Source organism: Exiguobacterium sp. s140 (assembly GCF_018617035.1).
Classification (GTDB): domain Bacteria; phylum Bacillota; class Bacilli; order Exiguobacteriales; family Exiguobacteriaceae; genus Exiguobacterium; species Exiguobacterium profundum.
In genome coordinates this window covers 99,417-115,706 of the sequence record NZ_JACSJK010000002.1, presented here as the reverse complement: position 1 = coordinate 115,706, position 16,290 = coordinate 99,417, and the positions used below count along the sequence as shown (strand labels likewise).

Below are 16,290 nucleotides of genomic sequence, written 5' to 3'. Positions count from 1 at the left end.
TATTACGCAAGAACAAAGGTGCAGACAATGAATGCATAGAACTTATTATTTACCAATACCTTTTCAGACTGTTCGATTTGACATCTTTCTGTAATGTTTTATGTAAATAGAGAACAATTTACCCTATTTTAAAATAATAAGCGCATGGAACCGCATATCCCTTTTCCAATTAATAGGATGACTCATCAAAAAAATCCATGCCGTCGCTACATGTGAACATGAGCAAAAGCATGGATATCGAATACATGGATTCTCAAGTTATAGTTTCATCGCACCGACGATGACAAAAATCCAGGCAGCGATGAATAACACGCCGCCAATCGGTGTCACGGCTCCGAGTTTTGTAATTCCCGTCAATGCCATGACGTACAAGCTTCCTGAGAAGAAGATGATTCCCGCAAACATGAGCCATCCAGCCACGTTGAACTGGCTGATGCTCACACGCATGAGGAGTGCCGCAATCCCGATGATTCCAAGTGCGTGCACCATGTGGTAGAGCACACCTGTCTGCCAGTTTGCCAACATGTTTGGCGCCAATCTTTCTTTTAGCGCATGTGCGCCGAACGCACCAAGTGCCACACCGAGTGCCATCAAACCGGCACCAATCATTAATAAGATCTTCATTTCCGTTCCCCCTTATCTGACTTTTCGTGCTGGTAAATTCCACTTCCGATAGTAGGATATCACTCGGAGTGTCGCGACGACAATTAAAAGTGCGTAGACGGCAAGGCCACCTTCGAGCTTGAAGTAATACGTAATGACCGCAATGAGAATCGCCCAAATCGCATACACCTCAGACTGTAAGACGAGAGGCTTGCGTCCGGCCAATAAGTCCCGGACCACACCTCCGCCAACGCCGGTCAAGACAGCTGCCGCAATCGCAGCAGATAAAGGTAAATCAAGCTTGATGGCGACTTGTGCCCCTTGAAAGGCAAACGCAACGAGACCAATGGCGTCGACAATGACACCCCAGCGTTCCCAATGTGGCAATACGACACTCGGGAGCAGGAAGATGAGGAGTGCGACAAGAAAACATAAAATAAATAAATCATTCTGTTGCCAAATTAAGCTGACGGGGTTTCCTAACAGGACGTTTCGAATCGCGCCACCTCCGAAGGCAGTGATAAACGCCAATAGCCACACCCCAAAAATATCGTATTTTTCATCCATCGCAATGATGGCTCCGCTCGCCGCGAACGCAATCGTTCCGACGACGTTGAGCAATTCCCACTCCATGAACATCCCTTGCCCTTTCTTCAACGCATTGTATGGTAAAGTATAGTTACAAAAATTCAGGTCAGTCGTGCGACTGTCGTAAAGGATGTCGGTATTACAATGAAACGTATCGCTTTGTTCCGCATATGGATTATCGTCACCATGTTCGCCCGATTCATCATTCGGCTGTACGCCTTTTCACGCAAACAACAACAAGGCGTCGCCACGACAGAAGAATATGAAGCACTCATGCTCAAGCTCGCGCGTGAATACAAACGAAACGCGCTACGGCTCGAGGGCTTGTTAATCAAACTCGGACAATTCTTATCAATTCGTGCAGACTTGCTACCACCCGCCGTCTTGAACGAGCTATCAGAGCTCGTCGACCGTGTCCCGACGTCTGGTTGGGAGAAATCGCGCGCGATTCTAGAAGCGGAATGGGGCGTGCCTTACTCACAAGTCGTCAAAGACGTCGGCATCGATGCCGTCGCCTCGGCTTCCATCGGGGAAGTATATGGTGCCACGCTGCTCGAAAACGGCAAACGGGTCGCCATCAAAATCCAGCGTCCGAATATCGAAAAAATCATCCGGACCGACTTCCGTGCCATGCGAATTGTCACGTCGATGTTAAAGCGGACATCCCTCGCTAAATCAACCGACTTAGATAGCTTATATCGCCAGATGATTTTTGTCATCGGGGATGAACTAAATTTTCAAACCGAATTAAAAAATGCCCTGTATTTTAAAGCCAAATACGCGGATAACCGAGACGTTTATATCCCGGACTATCACGAGCATCTCTGTACGAACCGCGTCTTGACGATGGACTGGGTCGACGCACGCCGGATCACCGACCTCGCCTTTTTAAAGGAAAATGGAATCGACCGTTCCGCACTTGCTGAACGACTCTTCACACTCGCTGCTGAACAGCTACTGTTTGGTGGACAGTTCCATGCCGATCCACACCCCGGAAACGTCCAGATTCGGGCAGACGGAACCATCATCCTCCTCGATTTTGGTATGGTCGGACAGACGACGGCACAAGACATGGCCACGATTCGGAATATCTTACAGGCGTTCATCTCGCTCGACTATGATAGCATCGTCGATGGATTAGAAGACTTGCGATTCCTCTTACCGACGGCGAACAAACAAAATATTCGCCAAGCGCTAGAGAAGGCGGTCACCTTCTACTTAGAAACAGACATCGACACCGTCGATACGAAGTTGATTGAGAAGGTGTTACAGGACATTCAATTGCTTGTCAAAAACGAACCGATTCAGCTCCCGGCGGAATTTGCCTTCTTCGGTCGTGCCGCTTCGACCTTACTCGGGATCCTGCAAATCCTCGACCCAAAAATCGACCTGTTCACACTCGGGAAACCGATTGTCATCGAATGGCTCGAGGAGGACGGGACAACGCTTCAAAATCGTTACGTGAAGACCGGAATCAACTATGCGAAGAAACTGTTAAACGTTCCTCCGCTTCTCGATAATTACTTAAAAGAACCGACACGAAAACGCCTGTCGGAGCAAGCCATGTTCCAACGAACCCTAGAATCCAAGGAACTCTTGCACCGCCAGACGTTCAATGCCATCGTCATCTTGCTCGGCCTGCTCGTCGGGCTACTCGGTTATATCCGACCGGATGAATGGCTCTTTTGGTCAGGTGGCGTCGTCTCCGTTTTAGCTTATTTCAATTGGAGACGCCTCGGACGAAAGATTCGTCATTTGGCACGCCAAGACTTTCGAGTATAAGCGAACCGTCACTTTCAGAAGTGGCGGTTTTTTGTCGAATCCATTGTGCGATATAAGCACCGACGTCACGCATCATGCGAGGTGTCGTCCAACCCATGGTCGATACTTGAATGACGTTCGCCCGTTTCAAATAGTTACTCTCATACTGAACGAGATAGCCTTGATACGACAGTTGGCGCCCGAGCTCGACCGAGGACAGCTCGCACGGTACTCGAATCGTGATGATGCCAGGTGACTGAGCAGGACACACATCGACCGTCAAACCGTTCTCTTGTAAGGCATTAAGCAACGTATTCATCTTCACAGAATGCGAAACGACTTCTTCTTCTGTCAACTCATCCAGCGCGATCGCCATCGCTGCAAGAAGTGGTTCCGATTGTGTGAAGGCAATCGGCTGATAGAGCGATAAATCCAAATAGCGCGCTGTATGTGGTGTCGCAATCGCCGGATGCTTCATTGCGACGAACGCGAGACCCGGGGCGTTCCGTAACGCCTTTCCTGAAGAGAAGGTCACGTAGTCCGCAAATGAATAGTCATAAACGAGCGTTCCGACGGCACTGATCGCATCAATGGCGATAATGCCTTGCCATGTATGGAGCGGGTCGAGATTGATGAAAATCCCTAACGATGTTTCGCAATGAACCGTCCATACCCAGTCTGGTGCAATGCGCTCGAGTTGAGAAATATCCCACTGCCCCTCTTGGTCCACTGAGACCACGTCAAAAGACAGACCGACACGCCGGGCATGGTCAATCAAACGTTCTCCAAATTCACCCGCATTGAATATGAGCCCGTGTCCGTCCAATCGAGCCGCGACCGCATCATTGGCGACCGTCCCACTTCCAAGAAGCGTATAGACATGCGGGAGTCCGATTCGTTCCGCCAGTTTTTGTTGCACCGCTTCAAGCACTCGTCCCGTCTCATTTGAACGATGTGGGCGCGGCTGCATGGAGAGTCGTTCTCTCACGCGTTCCGAACATTCAACGGGTCCTGCTAGTAAACTTTTCGGGCGTAGAATCGACGCTGATTTGGATTCATAAAAAGCCGAACGCGTTAACACCATCGGCACATATCGTGCTTCCTCAGGACCGATTGGATCCGCAAATGGGACAAACCCAAATCGACGATAGAGCACTTGTTCACGTGTCGTTCCACTGATGACGATGCCATCAACATCACGCTCTGTCGCATCGTCGATGACCGCGCGCATCAATCCAGCGAACGTCCGATTGCGCCGATAAGGTTTAGTCACAGCGAGCAGACGAATCTCGATCCAATCCCCTTCAGGAATGCGCACACCCTTTTGTTCCAATGAAAATGGCCGTTTGCCACGTAACGCACACATGGCGACCACTTCACCATCCGCTTCCCCGATCCAATATGTATTTTCTTCGTGAAATCGGTCGACAAGTCGCCTTTTCTGATTCGGTGGATGTTGCGGAATCTCTTCGACGAATGTTTCGTAATTCAACCGATGTATCGCTTCAAAATCTGATACTTCGGCTTTTCGGTACACAATCATGCTTTTTCCTCCTTCACATGATGATAGATAATAAGAATCGTAATCAGCGTGGCCCAGATGACATTTTCGACATTCCAAAGTGCAGAGAGCGGAAGTAAAATGAGCATGACCAGTCCCGTCTCGCGAGAGTTCCCTGTTAATTTGATTAAGAGTAACAAGATAGCAAGACCCCCAATAAACCACCACGGGTCATATGCCCATATGATTCCAGAAAAAACGGCATATCCCTTCCCACCTGCACGGATTCGCCAAAATGGATAAATATGCCCGAGCGTGAGTGCGAACGCCGTCTCCCAAAAATACAATCCGCTCATCTGTAGGACGAGAATCGTCTTGAGCACGTCGAATCCATAGACGATGAGAAACGCCTTCACTCCACCGATGCGATGTGCATTGCGTGCACCGGTATTCTTCGAACCAGTTGTCGCTAAATCATGTCCACTTAGCACCCCATACAGTCTGCCCCCGAGCAGACTTCCGACTAAATAGCCTATGATGATGATCCACATAGTATCCCCTCATTTTTTGGAAATTTGTGTGCGTTTCAGAAAAACGGGTATCCTCTAATTAACTGTGCACTTTTTGGAAAGGGGAAATCAAGATGCGAGAAGAGAAAAATTTCATTAATGGGGAATGGACAGAAACGGGACAAACGATCGAGGTACGCAATCCGGCTACAGGCAATGTGATGGCCGTCGTGACAAAAAGTGATACACAAGAAGCGACACAAGCCGTCGATGCTGCACATGAGGCGTTACAAGAATGGCAACAAAAAACAGCAGAAGAACGAGGGGAGCTACTCAATGAGTGGCATCGTTTGATTGCAGAACATACAGAAGAGCTTGCCCGAACGATGGTCGAGGAACAAGGGAAACCGCTCAAGGAAGCAATCGGTGAAATCAACTATGCAAATGGATTCATCGACTGGTATGCGGCAGAAGGACGACGCGTGTACGGAGAGACGATTCCTGCTTCATCAAACCAGAAACGGATCTTTGCCATCAAACAACCGGTCGGCGTCATCGCAGCCATCACACCTTGGAACTTCCCAGCTGCCATGATCACACGGAAAGTCGCTCCAGCGCTCGCTGCAGGCTGTACGGTCGTCATGAAACCAGCATCGGCGACCCCGTTGACCGCCATCGAATTGGTCAAATTAGCGGAGAAGGCCGGATTCCCAAAAGGGGTCATCAACCTTGTCACTGGACAAGCTTCAGATATCGTCAAAGCGTGGCAACAAGATAAACGGGTCCGAAAATTGACGTTCACAGGATCAACGGAAGTCGGAAAAATGCTCATGCGTGACGCTGCGGACACGATGAAAAAGATTTCACTCGAACTCGGTGGACATGCCCCGCTCATCGTCACGGCCAAAGCGGATTTAGATAAGGCTGTTCCGCAAGCGGTCGCCACAAAGTTCCGAAACGGTGGACAGACGTGCGTCTGCGCGAACCGAATCTATGTCGAACGCGCCGTCGTCGATGAATTCTCGGAGCGTTTCATTAAAGAAGTCGAAGCGTTGAAAGTCGGCAACGGACTAGAGGAAGGTGTCGACATCGGTCCGCTCATCGATGACGATGCGCTCAGTAAAGTCGAAAAGCATATTGAGGACGCACAGATTCGTGGCGGTGAAGTGTACGGTGGCGAGGTGCTAGACGGCTTATTCATCCGTCCTGCCGTCATCCGTTATGCGAATGAAGACATGCTCTGTATGAACGAAGAGACGTTCGGACCTGTCGCACCGATTGCGACGTTCGATTCACTCGATGAAGTCATCAAACGGGCGAACAACACGCCATTTGGCTTAGCCGCTTACCTGTTCACGCAAGACATCAATGAAGCGATCTATTTAGCTGAATCGTTAGAGTATGGGATTGTCGGTGTGAATGACGGACTTCCGTCAACGCCGCAAGCGCCTTTCGGTGGTTGGAAAGAGAGCGGACTCGGTCGTGAAGGCGGTCATCACGGTATTGAGGAATTTTTAGAAGTAAAATACATCTCTCTCGGATTGTGAGTATAGGTATACAAAAAGGCTTGTCGACATTGATATGCGACAAGCCTTTTCTTATCGGTTGACCCACTCGACTAAATCGTGTGGAGATTGAATCACGTGATCTGCAAGTGCCCACTCTTCTTCGTTACCGAACCCGAATCCTGTCAAGACGACGGGGAAGTCATGAGCGCGAGCCGCTTCGACATCCGATTTACGATCACCGACCATAATATAGTCCGCCTCTCCGTGCCGGACACGGTGCGCTGTCAGAATGTCTGCCTTCTTCTCGCCCCCAACAGATTCTAAACATTCGGGTGCCGTCATATATGGACGAATCTGTTGCGTATCTAAAATCAAATTCATATAATGAACACCGCAGTTACTCGCTGTCGTCAGCGTATGACCTTGCTCGTGAAGTGTCTCCAACATCTCACGAATTCCGTCAAATAAGACATTTTGTCCTTCCATCGTTTGCTCAAGCGTCGTATGACGGAGTCTGCGAATGAGACGAATCTCTTCAAGCGTCGCTTCCGGGATGACATGCTCCCAAAACGCGTTACCTGCCAAGCCGTATCCTGAACGGACCGCCTCTTCACTCGGTTTCGGAAGATGAGGAAGCTCCTCGAGTGCCTCATGAATCGCCTTTGTCATCGGTCCGGTCGTATCTACTAACGTGCCATCGATATCAAATAAAATTACTGCCATTGGATTGATCCCCTCTCTTTCACTCTCTCCTTACCGTAGCAGAATCCCCGAAAATGCAAAAGAGAAAACGTGATGACAAAAAAACGACTGAACCGATTCGTCCAGTCGCCTCTATTATCCACGCCAGAAGTTCATGCCACCTTTTACAGAATAGACGTCGGTATATCCGGCACTCTTCAGCATCGCTGCCGCGCGTTGGCTACGCATCCCGCTCTGACAGATGACATAGACAGGACGCTCCTTTTCTTTCGGATATTTCGCTTGAGCATTACCGAATCCGGATAAAGGTACGTTTTTCGCCAGCTTGATATGTCCCCCGCGGTATTCATGCGGCTCACGCACATCCAACAATTGAATGTTCCGTTCTTCTGCGATTCTCCGTTTTAAATCGTCTGTCGAAACCGTTTTGACATTGTTACGACGACTCCACCAGAAATACACAAGTCCAATGACGACTGCCACAAAAAGAAAGTCCAACATATTCACGCCTCCATTTACATTTCGTTTCTTGTACCCATTATACCCCCTATGGTATTTAAGTCAATGAAAATGAATCCACAAAAAAACCACATGTGCATCACATGTGGTTCAAAAATCGAGCAATGAATCGGATTTAGGTTGTTCGTCTTCTTCCATGGGAATCCCGAGAAAAGCGGCCATCTGACGATCAAGCGGAGGTTTCGTTTCACTTGTCACGGTCGGGGACTGTGATGCCCCAACGCTTTTTGCTTCAGACGTCTCCGCTAACAAGAGTTCACAAAAACCCATTAACTTTGCCAAATGACGCTTTTGCGCTTCGCCGGTTGACGACTCAATCTGTGTCATCACCTGACGCATTTGGGCGATGACTTGTTGTTCTGTAATCATAGTCCGTACACATCCTTTACGCTTCCATTGTGAAGGATTTCATCCTCGATTCGCAAGTATCTTTAACGATTCCTTGACTCGACCCAATTTAAAAAGGCGTCATAGTCAAAACGAACTTGATTTGCATAAAAATCAGCCCATCTCGATAACTGTCGAATAAACAGGGACGGGGAGTCACCGATTGCCGCCGCGATTCGTTCGCTTGCCGTATAATCGAGCACATTCGATGACGCATCGGCCCGTGCGTGAATCTTCGCCGTGATTTGCGCTTGCACTTTCAACGTCTCAATGAGCGACGTCTCATCTTTCATGTGTTTCGCTTTCACTTTCCGCTTATACGGAGAACGTTGCCTCACATAATATTCTTTATCGTCGATTGTCAAATAGCCGAGATACGGGTCACGACTGTGGACCATTGCTCGTTGTGCGGCGACGACACGAGCGCCTTGATGCGACAATCCGTTCTCAAACAGCGGATGTGTCGGAAGAAAGAGAGACGGGACGGCGGACTGTGCTTGCTTCATCTCTAAAATAACATCTTCATCATGTTCTTCGTCGGCACCTTCAATCAAAATATAGTAGCGTTCTAAACCAATCGAAGCCGTGCCGCTCTGAAGTTTGATGGCGATATCTTTGATTTCGTAGTGATCGGCATGATGTCGGTGTTGGTCTGACAATGAAGACAGATAATCGCCCCATGCCGCTTCAATTTTCTCCCGTACTTCTGAAGAGACGGGGAGCAGGTCGTCACTCGTCGAAAAATAACGTTCCTCGTCCCGTACCTCCGTCCGTTCGGACATGAATTCATCTTTCTTCTTTTCCGCTTTTTTTATGACTTTTTTGACCGCTTTACACGTATTATCTTTCGTGAATTGAATATGCTCACTCCGTCCAAGCGCATGTTTTTCAATGGCTTTGGCATAGGACTCAGCAAACGCTTGAATGGCTGCCTTGCCGTCGAATCCTGACTCGGCGGCGAACAAATCGACAGAGACCGCCATCCGCAACAAATCGAACAGATAGGACCCGATATACGCCTCATCAAAGTCGTTCACGTCATAGATGATGGTACCGGCCCCGTCTTCGAACACACCGAAATTTTCAAAGTGTAAGTCTCCTTGAATGAACATCGGATGGTCAGGACCTGTGTCAAAGGCGATCGGTACTTTCGCAAAGTCGTAGTAGAACAAGTGTGAGCTCCCTCGAAAGAACGAGAACGGGCTTGAACTCATCTTCGCGTACTTCTCTTGTCTCGCCTCTTCCGAAAGCTGTCGAATCGACTGGTCGTAAAAATCAAGGACGGTCCCAATCGTCTCGCACCGAATTTGTTGTTTGACGGCTGTGAACATACGGCTCTCCCCTTCACTTGTTGAATAAGTGTTTATATTCCCCGTATCCCGCCTCTTCAAGCTCTTCTACAGGAACGAATCGGAGAGCGGCCGAGTTGATGCAATAGCGTAAGCCACCAAGCTCTTTTGGACCGTCATCAAACACGTGACCAAGGTGACTGTCCCCTTGTTTTGAACGGACTTCTGTCCGTACCATGTGATGCGTCGTGTCCATGTTCAAATCGACGCGCTTCTCCTCGATTGGACGTGAGAAGCTCGGCCATCCGCAATTCGACTGAAACTTATCGTGCGATGTGAAGAGTGGTGTCCCGTCAACGATATCCACGTACAGCCCTTCTCGTTCTTCATCCCAATATTCATTTTGGAACGGTGGCTCTGTCCCGTTTTCTTGCGTCACTTTATACTGCATCGGTGTCAGGCGTTCACGAAGTGCTTGTTGTTGTTTACGATCGCTCCATGCCTCTTTGATGAACTTCGCGCGTCCTGAACCGACACGGTACATCTCATAGCGGAACGGATTTTTTTTATAGTAGTCTTGATGATAGTCTTCCGCTTCCCAGAACGTTTTCGCAGGGCGGATATCGACTTCAATCGAACGATCGAAGCGACCCGAATCTTCCACTTCCTGTTTCGAACGCTCCGCTGCAGCCTGTTGCTCTTCTGAATGATAGAAGATGGCTGGACGGTACGATTCACCGCGGTCATTGAACTGCCCTCCGCCATCTGTCGGATCGATTTGACGCCAATAGATGCGTAGCAACTCCTCATACGAAATGACTTCTGGATCAAATGTGATTTCAACCGCCTCTAAATGTCCTGTCGTCTCCGAACAGACTTGTTGATACGTCGGGTTGTCGACATGTCCTCCTGTATATCCAGAAATGACACGCTCCACTCCCTCATATTTATGAAACGGTTTGACCATGCACCAGAAACAGCCTCCCGCAAATGTAGCTTTTGCCATGATAAATCCCTCCTTACTTTGTAGTGTACCCAAAAATGTGGCAAGACAACAAAAAACGAGAACCACAAAATGTGTTCTCGCTTCAGTCCTCTTCCACCTGATTCACATGACGCATCACCAAAAATAAGATGACTCCAACAATCGCAGCCCCTAAAAGCGTCAACACCATGTTATCTCGAGCTGATAAAGTATAAAAGATCGCTAATCCAATCAAAATGAGCGCAATCGGAATAAACGCTCGCTTAAAATGATCCCAGTAACGCACGGACAGTCCTCCTTTTCTCTTATCATACCAAACTTTCGATTTTCCATAACGAAAGTTCTAAAAGATGAGAAGAACTTGAATAAATCCAAAAGGATTCCAAGACGATTTGCTTGAATAGTCATTCAAGAGAGCTTCTTTCCGCAAGCAGGTTATTCCTGTCTGTTTCCAACTAGATGCTATATACTGTAACTAAATATTTCCATACGGGATAAGGGGGAGCCTCGATGCTCACAATCATTAATGCGTTCTTTATCAACCTGTGTATCTTGTTCACGCTCTTCACGATTTCCTTTTTACCGTTTCGCAATCGACCTCGTTTAACTCCACAGTCTCCTTTGAAAGGAAGGGTTTTACTCGGGGTACAGACCGGATTGATTGCCATCCTCCTTTTGGTAAATGCCTTACCGCTCGAAGGGATACTCATCGACCTACGTAATATTCCCGTTTTGCTTGCCGTTCTATTCGGGGGATGGGTGAGTGGTGCTGTCGCAGGTATCATATTATTAATCGGTCGTTCCCTAGTTCTGTTCTTTACAGACGGTACCATGCTCGGTCTCTATCTAGCCATCGCCACAATAGTTACGTTAGTTGTCTTAACAAGTCTTTTACGGAAACGCATGGATAATACTCGGCCTACTTTGCTCGTATTCACTACGATCAGTATTGCCATTTTTGGGGCAGCGCTTTATGCCGCGCTTCCACTAAACTTGTTCTATCCCGTCTTAATCGTCTACATGTTAATGTCTTACGGGGGAGCTTGCGCCGCCTATCGATTACTGCTCGAACTACGCCGTCACTTTGAGAACGTCCAACATCAACAGCAACTAGCGCGTACAGATGCGCTCACCGGGATTGCCAATCGGCGTCTCTTGAACGAAGCCATGGCCAACTTGACGGTCGAGGCAGAAGAATACGCATTGATTTTGGTCGACATCGATCATTTCAAACGGGTGAATGACACATACGGTCACGACGTCGGAGATGATGTTTTGCGCGAGCTCGGCATGCTCCTCGTGAATGAGAGCAATGAGCGCCATTTAGTCGGTCGCTTCGGCGGCGAAGAATTTTTAATCGTCATGCCCCATGCTAATCGAGAAGAAGTATCGCAGCTTGCTGAATCTATTCGAGAAAAGGTTTCAACGTTCCCGTTCGAGACGAGTGCCGGTACGCTCCACATCACTGTTTCGCTTGGAGCTTGCCATTCGAATGATATTGAAATCGACAGTGTGTTAAAACATGCAGATGAAGCGTTATATCACGCAAAAGAGTCCGGTCGGAATCGTTTCATCCTCGCCTCTTAATGTGTCAAACTCTTCACACTTGAGCGCGTTTTCTCGCTTTACTTTCTCGAAATGAATCGTTAAACTAGGCTAGACTTTGATTCAGATCGATACATCATGATTTATTCAGAAAAGGGGAAACATCGTTCATGTCAGTTTTGTTATCTTTATTTGGAATTATGTTTATCGGCTCGTTCGCGATTGATTATAGACGTGGAAAGACACTTCAACAATCGGCAATCGGGGGGATTCGTTCGATTCAGAACAACATGTGGATTTTCTTCCGGACCTCACTTTCGATGATGATTATCATCGGTCCGCTCTTGTTGATTTCAGGTTTTGTATTCTCGGATTTGGTGAGCTTTAACACGATCCCAGCATTCATCATCGCCGTTCTCAGTATCGGCTTTGCGGAACGGATCATCGGGATGACCGTGGCACCACTCGTCCGCACATTTTGGCATCAACGCGGTCGTCTCATGCCACTTTATTTAGATGCCGCTCTCTACGTATTCCTACTCTCTATTCTCGTTCTAGAGTTCTTGATGAACATCCCGGGGATTGATCTTCAGTCACCGTTCATTGCGCTATTCTATGCGTTCGCTCTCTTCTTCACGAGATACTTGTTCAGTTTGATTCGATTCACGGTTCAAAAAGGCCTAGCCTCGAATTAATTCATGACCCAATCCATGCGTGTTCGCACGTATGGATTTTTTATTATTCTTATTGACAATGAGAATCGTTATCAACTATACTCTAGTTGTAGCTTCCCAAAAGCTTGGCGTGCACGTTCCCCAAACATATCACGTCACGTGGATTCCCCTCCACGACACTCTTTTTGAAAGCATTGCGACAACCCCCATTTGTTGCACCCATATTTGCCATAAACAAGACGAGCAGCCCACCGACGGGGCTGCTCGTCTTTTTCATGATGCGAACACTTCTTGTTCGATTTGTTTCAATTCATAGAACATGCCACGTTTCGTCATCAATTCCTCATAAGAACCGACCTCGACGATCCGTCCAGCTTCCATGACGATAATCTGATCAAACGTTTCGAGACCCGTCAAACGGTGACTGACAAGAATGAGTGTGCCTGTTCCGGCTTGCTGTAGCAATTCAGAAAAGACATGGGCCTCCGTTCCTGCATCGAGTGCCGATGTCGGTTCATCAAGCAACCAAAGAAGTCCGTTTTTAAGAAGTGCCCGTGCGATGGCGAGGCGCTGACGTTCTCCACCTGACAAGTTTGCCCCTTTCTCCAGGACCGGTTCGTCTAGCGAGAATGACAAACGGACGCGCTCAAGTGCTACGTTCATCGCTTCATCTGTGAAGTCACCGGCTAACGCCAGGTTTTCCCGTACGGTTCCGTAAAAGAAATGATTGTCTTGCAAGACAACACTTGCATGTTGCCAAATAGATGTTTGTTTGACATCGTTCATATTGTAATCATCCAACCGAATCGTGCCGTCTTCCGTCCGAACGAAAGCCATTAGCAATTGAAGTAACGTCGACTTCCCTGACCCGCTCGGTCCGACGATTACCGTCTTCGAACCGCTCGGTATGTGTAACGTTACCTCATCTATCACATCTCGATACGTGTCTGGATAGCGATAGCGAACATGGTCAAATGAAATGGACGGTGCGGCCGTAAACGTCACGTCTTGACGTTTCGCCTCACGCGCCTCAATCGTTTCACTCGGCTCCGTCACTTCAAACAAACGATCCGCTGCTTGCTTGCTGTCTGCAAAGTGACCGGCGAACACGGCCATCGGCGTCGTATTCTCAAACGCTGTGAGCGACATCATGATCAGCATTGCCAAGAACAACCCGTTCAGGTCTCCATTTACCACCTGATACGCACCGATGGCCAAGACGCCCCATGAGACGAATAAGGAAGCGGCAACGACGAGCGCCGAATTGAAGAACTGATTCGTCGTGTCTTTCCGCTCTGCCTCCATGTAACGCTCACTATGCGAATAGACAGTTTGTTTCGTGCGATCGAGTTGGTGATGAAGTTTTAAATCCCGGTATCCGAACAGCATCTCTGTCAATTGAATCGACACATCTCCGCGCAATCCACGAATCGTCTCATCGTGATGGGCACGGATTCGTGCAAATCCGAGCGGAATCAAGAATCCTGTAACGAGTACACCAAACAAGATCCATAGGCTGACCGCAAACGAGAAGAAGGTGACAAAGAAGATGGTGCTCAAAAAGACGAGTACGAGAATGATCGGCGGATAAAACACGCGAAGGAAGTAGTTTTGAAGACTCTCGACGTCCCCGACGACGCGTGCGAGCAAATCGCCGCTCCGATATTTCGCAAAGATGGACGGAACGAGCGGCTCTAACTGACGATAGAACCGGACGCGCAACTCACTTAAAATCGTAAACGTCGCCCGGTGTGAGGCGAGGCGTTCCCGATAACGGCTTCCTGCCCGGATGACACCGAACAGTTTAATTAAGACAACCGGTACCATGAGTGCATACAGGGGCGGGACGAGCCCTGCCCGTGATACGAGATAGCCACTTGCCGCGAAGAGGGCGACCGCTGCAATCCCTGCTGCATATCCAAAGAAGATGGAGAGGAGGATGTCTTTCTTTTCGCGCATCATCCATTTTGTAATCGTCCAAAGCGAGTTCATCGGCTCACCCCTTTCTGAAGTGCAAACAACTCCGCATACTCTGGGACAGCGAGTAACACTTCATGCGTCCCTTCTGCGATTCGCTTCCCATCATCCATGAACCAAATCGTGTCTGCCTCTTTGATTGTATGCAGACGATGCGCAACCGTGATTAACGTTGCACCTTTTGACAGCTCTTCAATCGAGCGTCTGACAATCCGCTCTGTTTTCAAATCGAGACCGGTCGTCGGTTCATCAAACAATAAAATACCAGGTCGCTTAAAGAAAGCACGTGCGAGTGCAAGGCGTTGCCGTTCCCCACCAGATAGTCCAAACCCACCTTCTCCGAGTTCTGTCCAGATCCCGTTCGGCAACTGGTCAATCACCTCGGATAGTCCAGCTGCCTCGGCTGCTTCGAGTAACGCACGCTCGTCAGCCACTTCACCTAAAGCAATGTTTTCGGCGAGTGTCCCGGCGAACAGATACGGATTTTGAGAGATATACGCAATATTTCCATACCAGGCAGATTCCTTATACGTATGCAAGGGTTCGCCATCCACGAGGACGCGCCCTGATTTCACTTGCAAAAGTCCTGAGATCACGTTAAGGACAGTCGTCTTCCCGGAACCGCTCGCGCCGACTAACGCAAGGTGGGTGCCGGACGAGATGCGACCACTCAATGGCTGAAGGGAAAAGCGCCCACCAGCGTACTCAAACGATATCTCTTCAAGCTCAAGGTCCGGTGTCCGTGAACGAAGCGACTTTGTCCCCCACTGAATGCGATCATCCGGGGCGTCTAATACGTCAAAGATTCGGTCTGCTGCGCCCATACTGCCACGTCCCGTATGAAAGGCGCTGCCCAGGTCTTTGATGGCCAAGTAATACTCTGGCGCCAACACAAGAATCAAGAATCCTGAGAAGAACGTCAGGTTCTCCCAAACGACCATCTGTAGCGCGACTTCTAATGCCACAACGCCGGTACTGAGCATCGAAATGAATTCCAACATGAGGCCCGATAAGAATGCCGTCTTTAAGACGACCATCGTCGCATCCCGAAAGTCGAGACTGCTCTTCTCAATCGCTTTCGCTTCTTGTTCGGTCCGGTTGTAGAGTTTAAGTGTCGTCAAACCCTGTAAGACATCCAAAAACTTTCCGGAAAATTGATTCATCTTCTCCATCTGTTCCTCAGATTTTTTCTGTGTCGCAATCCCAATGATAATAAAGAACAAAGGGATAAACGGTGCCGTCACCATCATGATGACACCTGAAATCCAATGTTGGCTGAAGACGACAACCAAAATCAGAAGCGGGATAATCGAGGTTTGGATTACTTGTGGCCAGTATTGACTGAAGTAGGCATCGACCTCGTCAACAGCATCTAGAAACACACTGACCTTCTTCCCAGATTGTCCCGTCAAAGACGACTCGACCGGGCTCGTGGCATAGCGATCTAGCAATTGCAGACGCAACGTCTGCTTCGCCTTTTCCGATAAACTCGCTCCGATTCGTCCGGAGACGTATCCAAAAAGTGCTCGTGCCAATAGGGCGACGACGAGCCAAATTAACGCCGGAACGACGGTTTCAAATGATTCATCTTTTAAAAAGATTCGGTCGACGATGTCGACGATTAAATACGCTTGCGCCAAAATCGATAGTCCAATCATGACCGCAGACAATACCAGTCCGATGATGTGACCTCGCTCGGCGAACGCAAGGGCTTGCAGTCGTTTCACTGCATTCATCCTTTC

The 16,290-nt window shown here is 48.7% G+C and carries 16 protein-coding genes; 4 read left to right on the top strand and 12 right to left on the bottom strand.

The features are described 5' to 3' along the window. Positions 1-258 precede the first annotated feature (258 nt). Positions 259-624 (bottom strand): DUF423 domain-containing protein, encoded by a 366-nt coding sequence (locus tag KNO61_RS08680; protein WP_214685306.1) that lies wholly within the window; start codon positions 622-624, stop codon positions 259-261. A gap of 12 nt (positions 625-636) precedes the next feature. Further along, positions 637-1,242, bottom strand: coding sequence for a trimeric intracellular cation channel family protein (locus KNO61_RS08675; RefSeq protein ID WP_012727503.1), 606 nt, complete (start codon positions 1,240-1,242; stop codon positions 637-639). Positions 1,243-1,335: 93 nt separating this feature from the next. Here KNO61_RS08675 and KNO61_RS08670 point away from each other — a divergent pair, with 93 nt between their 5' ends. Then, a complete protein-coding gene (locus KNO61_RS08670) occupies positions 1,336-2,973 on the top strand; it encodes an ABC1 kinase family protein (protein ID WP_012727504.1) in 1,638 nt (545 codons plus the stop codon). On the opposite strand, the gene KNO61_RS08665 is transcribed toward KNO61_RS08670, so the two are convergent. Further along, complete coding sequence (locus KNO61_RS08665) at positions 2,912-4,495, bottom strand: GNAT family N-acetyltransferase (RefSeq protein WP_214872978.1); 1,584 nt, start codon at positions 4,493-4,495, stop codon at positions 2,912-2,914. The two genes, KNO61_RS08670 and KNO61_RS08665, sit on opposite strands and share 62 nt — an antisense overlap. Continuing rightward, positions 4,492-5,004, bottom strand: a complete 513-nt coding sequence (locus KNO61_RS08660) for a glycerol-3-phosphate acyltransferase (RefSeq protein WP_214685300.1) — start codon at positions 5,002-5,004, stop codon at positions 4,492-4,494. The genes KNO61_RS08665 and KNO61_RS08660 overlap by 4 nt, the downstream gene beginning before the upstream one ends. A 92-nt stretch (positions 5,005-5,096) precedes the next feature. On the opposite strand from KNO61_RS08660, the gene KNO61_RS08655 reads away from it, so the two are divergent. Continuing rightward, positions 5,097-6,509 (top strand): NAD-dependent succinate-semialdehyde dehydrogenase, encoded by a 1,413-nt coding sequence (locus KNO61_RS08655; RefSeq protein WP_214685298.1) that lies wholly within the window; start codon positions 5,097-5,099, stop codon positions 6,507-6,509. 51 nt (positions 6,510-6,560) lie between these two features. Here the strand turns inward: KNO61_RS08655 and KNO61_RS08650 are convergent, their stop codons facing one another. The 6 genes from KNO61_RS08650 to KNO61_RS08625 all read right to left on the bottom strand — a co-directional run bounded on the left by KNO61_RS08650 (position 6,561) and on the right by KNO61_RS08625 (position 10,638). Further along, the gene (locus KNO61_RS08650) at positions 6,561-7,193 is read right to left on the bottom strand and encodes an HAD family hydrolase (protein WP_031422042.1); all 633 of its coding nucleotides are present in this window, start codon (positions 7,191-7,193) and stop codon (positions 6,561-6,563) included. Between the two features lie 114 nt (positions 7,194-7,307). Further along, the gene (locus KNO61_RS08645) at positions 7,308-7,673 is read right to left on the bottom strand and encodes a rhodanese-like domain-containing protein (protein ID WP_214872976.1); all 366 of its coding nucleotides are present in this window, start codon (positions 7,671-7,673) and stop codon (positions 7,308-7,310) included. Between the two features lie 108 nt (positions 7,674-7,781). Further along, on the bottom strand, positions 7,782-8,060 hold the full coding sequence (locus tag KNO61_RS08640; protein WP_078147766.1) for a DUF5327 family protein: 279 nt from the start codon (positions 8,058-8,060) through the stop codon (positions 7,782-7,784). Between the two features lie 62 nt (positions 8,061-8,122). Continuing rightward, on the bottom strand, positions 8,123-9,409 hold the full coding sequence (locus KNO61_RS08635) for a DUF2252 domain-containing protein (protein ID WP_214872975.1): 1,287 nt from the start codon (positions 9,407-9,409) through the stop codon (positions 8,123-8,125). Between the two features lie 13 nt (positions 9,410-9,422). After that, complete coding sequence (gene msrA, locus KNO61_RS08630; protein ID WP_214687638.1) at positions 9,423-10,373, bottom strand: peptide-methionine (S)-S-oxide reductase MsrA; 951 nt, start codon at positions 10,371-10,373, stop codon at positions 9,423-9,425. An 82-nt stretch (positions 10,374-10,455) separates the two neighbouring features. Further along, complete coding sequence (locus tag KNO61_RS08625; RefSeq protein WP_031422036.1) at positions 10,456-10,638, bottom strand: hypothetical protein; 183 nt, start codon at positions 10,636-10,638, stop codon at positions 10,456-10,458. A gap of 224 nt (positions 10,639-10,862) precedes the next feature. Between KNO61_RS08625 and KNO61_RS08620 the strand changes: the two genes are divergently transcribed. Further along, entirely contained in the window at positions 10,863-11,939 is a 1,077-nt protein-coding gene (locus KNO61_RS08620; RefSeq protein WP_214815328.1) for a diguanylate cyclase, read from the top strand. 128 nt (positions 11,940-12,067) lie between these two features. Continuing rightward, the gene (locus KNO61_RS08615; RefSeq protein ID WP_214685288.1) at positions 12,068-12,592 is read left to right on the top strand and encodes a hypothetical protein; all 525 of its coding nucleotides are present in this window, start codon (positions 12,068-12,070) and stop codon (positions 12,590-12,592) included. 252 nt (positions 12,593-12,844) lie between these two features. Here KNO61_RS08615 and cydC read toward each other — a convergent pair whose 3' ends face one another. Then, a complete protein-coding gene (gene cydC / locus KNO61_RS08610; RefSeq protein ID WP_214685286.1) occupies positions 12,845-14,563 on the bottom strand; it encodes a thiol reductant ABC exporter subunit CydC in 1,719 nt (572 codons plus the stop codon). After that, positions 14,560-16,284, bottom strand: a complete 1,725-nt coding sequence (gene cydD, locus KNO61_RS08605) for a thiol reductant ABC exporter subunit CydD (RefSeq protein ID WP_214814002.1) — start codon at positions 16,282-16,284, stop codon at positions 14,560-14,562. Before cydD ends, cydC begins: the two co-directional genes overlap by 4 nt. Positions 16,285-16,290: the final 6 nt, after the last annotated feature.

Coding starts and splice junctions, on each gene's coding strand:
- KNO61_RS08680 (WP_214685306.1), bottom strand. CDS start 624: ATGAAGATCTTATTAATGATTGGTGCCGGTTTGATGGCACTCGGTGTG.
- KNO61_RS08675 (WP_012727503.1), bottom strand. CDS start 1,242: ATGTTCATGGAGTGGGAATTGCTCAACGTCGTCGGAACGATTGCGTTC.
- KNO61_RS08670 (WP_012727504.1), top strand. CDS start 1,336: ATGAAACGTATCGCTTTGTTCCGCATATGGATTATCGTCACCATGTTC.
- KNO61_RS08665 (WP_214872978.1), bottom strand. CDS start 4,495: ATGATTGTGTACCGAAAAGCCGAAGTATCAGATTTTGAAGCGATACAT.
- KNO61_RS08660 (WP_214685300.1), bottom strand. CDS start 5,004: ATGTGGATCATCATCATAGGCTATTTAGTCGGAAGTCTGCTCGGGGGC.
- KNO61_RS08655 (WP_214685298.1), top strand. CDS start 5,097: ATGCGAGAAGAGAAAAATTTCATTAATGGGGAATGGACAGAAACGGGA.
- KNO61_RS08650 (WP_031422042.1), bottom strand. CDS start 7,193: ATGGCAGTAATTTTATTTGATATCGATGGCACGTTAGTAGATACGACC.
- KNO61_RS08645 (WP_214872976.1), bottom strand. CDS start 7,673: ATGTTGGACTTTCTTTTTGTGGCAGTCGTCATTGGACTTGTGTATTTC.
- KNO61_RS08640 (WP_078147766.1), bottom strand. CDS start 8,060: ATGATTACAGAACAACAAGTCATCGCCCAAATGCGTCAGGTGATGACA.
- KNO61_RS08635 (WP_214872975.1), bottom strand. CDS start 9,409: ATGTTCACAGCCGTCAAACAACAAATTCGGTGCGAGACGATTGGGACC.
- msrA (WP_214687638.1), bottom strand. CDS start 10,373: ATGGCAAAAGCTACATTTGCGGGAGGCTGTTTCTGGTGCATGGTCAAA.
- KNO61_RS08620 (WP_214815328.1), top strand. CDS start 10,863: ATGCTCACAATCATTAATGCGTTCTTTATCAACCTGTGTATCTTGTTC.
- KNO61_RS08615 (WP_214685288.1), top strand. CDS start 12,068: ATGTCAGTTTTGTTATCTTTATTTGGAATTATGTTTATCGGCTCGTTC.
- cydC (WP_214685286.1), bottom strand. CDS start 14,563: ATGAACTCGCTTTGGACGATTACAAAATGGATGATGCGCGAAAAGAAA.
- cydD (WP_214814002.1), bottom strand. CDS start 16,284: ATGAATGCAGTGAAACGACTGCAAGCCCTTGCGTTCGCCGAGCGAGGT.